Annotated in this window: 4 protein-coding genes and 1 pseudogene; all 5 read right to left on the bottom strand. The window is 66.1% G+C overall.

Annotated elements, in window-relative coordinates; translation table 11 throughout:
• Positions 1-51: 51 nt before the first annotated feature.
• Positions 52-687 carry a PaaX family transcriptional regulator gene (locus L0G76_RS15170; RefSeq protein WP_304357979.1) on the bottom strand — a complete coding sequence of 212 codons (636 nt, stop codon included), beginning with the start codon at positions 685-687 and terminating at the stop codon, positions 52-54.
• A gap of 24 nt (positions 688-711) precedes the next feature.
• Positions 712-882 (bottom strand): annotated as a pseudogene (locus tag L0G76_RS15165) (regulator); the annotation flags it as partial.
• 47 nt (positions 883-929) lie between these two features.
• Positions 930-1,868 carry a tryptophan 2,3-dioxygenase gene (locus tag L0G76_RS15160; protein WP_304357978.1) on the bottom strand — a complete coding sequence of 313 codons (939 nt, stop codon included), beginning with the start codon at positions 1,866-1,868 and terminating at the stop codon, positions 930-932.
• A gap of 89 nt (positions 1,869-1,957) precedes the next feature.
• Positions 1,958-2,317 (bottom strand): hypothetical protein, encoded by a 360-nt coding sequence (locus tag L0G76_RS15155; protein ID WP_304357977.1) that lies wholly within the window; start codon positions 2,315-2,317, stop codon positions 1,958-1,960.
• The coding region (locus L0G76_RS15150) for a M4 family metallopeptidase (RefSeq protein ID WP_304357976.1) at positions 2,314-3,033 on the bottom strand (720 nt) is incomplete at its 5' end. The genes L0G76_RS15155 and L0G76_RS15150, both read right to left, overlap by 4 nt.

The raw sequence follows: 3,033 nt of genomic DNA, 5'->3' as shown, positions 1-3,033 counted from the left end.
CGGCCCGCTGAGCTGAGTCGGCCCTGGACGGAGCGCATCACCGCAGGGCAGTCACCTGCCCGCGGCGATGTCCCGGACGTGGGAGCGTGCGGACTCTGCCAGGCCGCGGCGCAACTGTGCGAAGAGTTCGACGCTCCTCATTCCGGGCCAATCTGGCGGCAGGGCGCTGGCGGGAAGGCCCGGATCGACGTAGGGAATGGTCTTCCAGTCGTCGACGCAGCGCAGCCACAGGACGAATGCCTCGCGAAGGTCGGCAGGCGGCTGAGGGGACGCCGCCCGCTGTGTTCGAGGTTCGTGCTGTGGTCGCAGTGCGTCCGGGACATACTGTTCGTACCGGCCGAGGAACTCGGTGTGCCTGGCCGCAAGCCTGTCCAGTTCCCACCACTGTGCGGCCGCCTGAGCGAAGGGCTCGCCGGTCAACGGTGTCTGGGTGATGAAGATCGTCGCCCGCTCTCGGACCTCGAGGGTCTCCAAGGCATCCTCGACCTCGGCGCGCAGATGGCCGGGGGCGATCCACAGTCCATCGGTGACCGCACCGAAGCCCAGCCCCGTCAGCGCTCGGCGCAGCTGAACCCGTTTCGACCGGTCCACCTCGGGCAGGGAATAGGACACGAGGCACCAGGGCTCGTCATCCTTCTGACCGCGGTAGGAGAAGATCCTCCGATCCCCGCGCTCAAGCTCAGTCACGGCCGCGGGATCCAAACGATATCCCGCGACGCCCTCCCGCTTCTCGCCGATGAGCAGCCCTTTGCCCTTGAGCCGCGACAGGGCACTGCGGGTCGAGGAATTCGAGACACCGGCGGTGGCCAGGAGCTCGAGCAGAGCCGCGACCCGGATCCACCCGCCCAGGTCTCGCAGGTGGAGTCCGACGAAGGTCCGCAGCAGGGAGGTGGGGTTGCCGGGGGCCGGTTCGAGATCGACGATCGGGCTCAGAGCCCCGGACAGCCGGTCGCTGAGTTCTGGCTGCCCGCCGTGGTCGTTCCGGTCGCGGTGCCGGGGCCGTTCTCGATGCCGGTGCGAATGTCGAAGAGTTCTGGGAAGAACGTGAGATCGAGCGCCTTCTGCAGGAACCCGACGCCGCTCGATCCGCCGGTGCCGCGCTTCATGCCGATGATCCGCAGCACCGTGCGCATGTGGCGGTAACGCCAGAGCTGGAAGTTCTCCTCGAGATCGACGAGCTCTTCACAGCTCTCGTACTCCAGCCAGTAGGTTTCCGGGTTCTCGTAGATGATCCGGAAGGTGTCGAGGAGCTCCTCGTCGAAGGTGTGTGCCACGCTCACGTCCCGATCGAGCAGACGCTGTGGAACCGGGAGTCCGCGGCGGGCGAGGAAGCGCAGGAACTCGTCGTAGACGCTCGGCTCGTTGAGGTATGTCTCGAGCTGCGCGCGGGCTTCGGGTTCGCCGTCGAAGACCTGCAGCATATCGGCGTTCTTGTTGCCGAGCAGGAACTCCACGGCCCGGTACTGCCAGGATTGGAAGCCCGATGACCTGCCGAGTTCGTCGCGGAACCCGACGTATTCGCTCGGGGTCAGTGTCGCGAGGACTGACCATTGCTCGGTCAGGGTCTTCTGAATGTGTTTGACGCGGGCGATGCGCTTGAGCGCGAGCTGGAGCTGGTCACTCGCGATGAGCCTGCGGGCATCGAGGAGTTCGTGGATGACGAGTTTGAACCAGAGTTCCGTGGTCTGATGCTGGATGATGAACAGCAGCTCGTCGTGGTGGACCGGTTCGCTGACCGGATGCTGGGATGTCAGCAGACGGTCGAGGCTGAGGTAGGACCCGTAGGTCATCGTCGACCGCAGGTCCGTGTGGATGCCCGCTTCGAGATCTCGTTCATTCTTCTGGGCAGTGGAGTCGTCATGAGTCATGACCGCCACTCTATTGCACTTTCAGTCCGGACGGACTAGTTGTGCAACAACGATCGGCGCCGAGGGGCTGTCGCACCTGGGCATCACCGTCAGTCGGCACCGGGCCTGCGTCGTTGCGGTTCGGCGATCGCGCGGACCTGCTCGACGAGGCTCTTCCACTCCCCCGGCATGTCCGCCTCACCGAAGCGCACAAGACCGAAGCGACTTTCGATGGCATAGACATAACGATCCGCTCCCCCCTGGGATCCGACCTCCGCGCCGGCTTCACCCCCGGCACCGCCGGCCGCCTCGGGCTGCGAGCTGCCCTGCCACGGGAGTTCGGCCACCTTCGGTCCGATACTCTCCCGGTGTTCGCTCGAGTCGATGTCGAGGTCCCACACGAGCAGGAGTCCGCCGATCCCACCGCTGCGCTCGACGATGAGATGACCGAATCCGCCCCCGTCATTCACCAACTGCTCCCCACATTTCCTCGACCTGCTGCCCGGGTGACGCCGACGGCATCCCAGCTCTGGACGAGGGCGTCGTGGACGTCGGATCCCTCACCGAAGGCGGCAACCGCCTCGGCGACGGTCAGGGCCGCGAAGCCCGCGAAGTCGGTGCGCGTGGTGATGTCGGATCCGGTCAGCACGGCGTACCAGACCTGGCCGACGGTCTCCCATGCCTGACCGCCGAGGCGGGTCGCCGCGAGCGCGAAGGCGCGGTTGGGGATGCCGGAATTGAGATGGACGCCGCCGTTGTCCGATTCCGTGGTGACGAAGTCGTCCATATGGCCGGGCTGCGGGTCCTTGCCGAGCACATCGTCGTCGTAGGCGGTGCCGGGCGCGAGCATGGAGCGCAGCGCCTGGCCGGTGACCTCGGGGGTGAAGATTCCGGCACCGATGAGCCATGTGGCGTCACCGGCGTCCTGTCCGGAATCGTGCTGTTCGGTCAGGGCACCGAACACGTCGGCGCAGTGCTCATTGAGCGCACCGGGCTGCCCGAAGTACTCGAGATCGGCAGTATGGCTGATGACCCCGTGGCTGAGTTCGTGGCCGATGATCGACAGCGACCCGGTGAAGCCGGTGAAGACCTCGTCGTCCCCGTCGCCGAAGACCATGAGGCGTCCGTCGAAGAAGGCGTTGTCGTAGTCCTGGCCGTAGTGGACGCTGGCGATGAGCGGCATCCC

Source organism: Brevibacterium picturae (genome assembly GCF_030453725.1).
GTDB lineage: Bacteria > Actinomycetota > Actinomycetes > Actinomycetales > Brevibacteriaceae > Brevibacterium > Brevibacterium sandarakinum_A.
The sequence above is the reverse complement of the archived record's forward strand: the minus strand, read 5'-3'. Positions and strand labels throughout refer to the sequence as shown.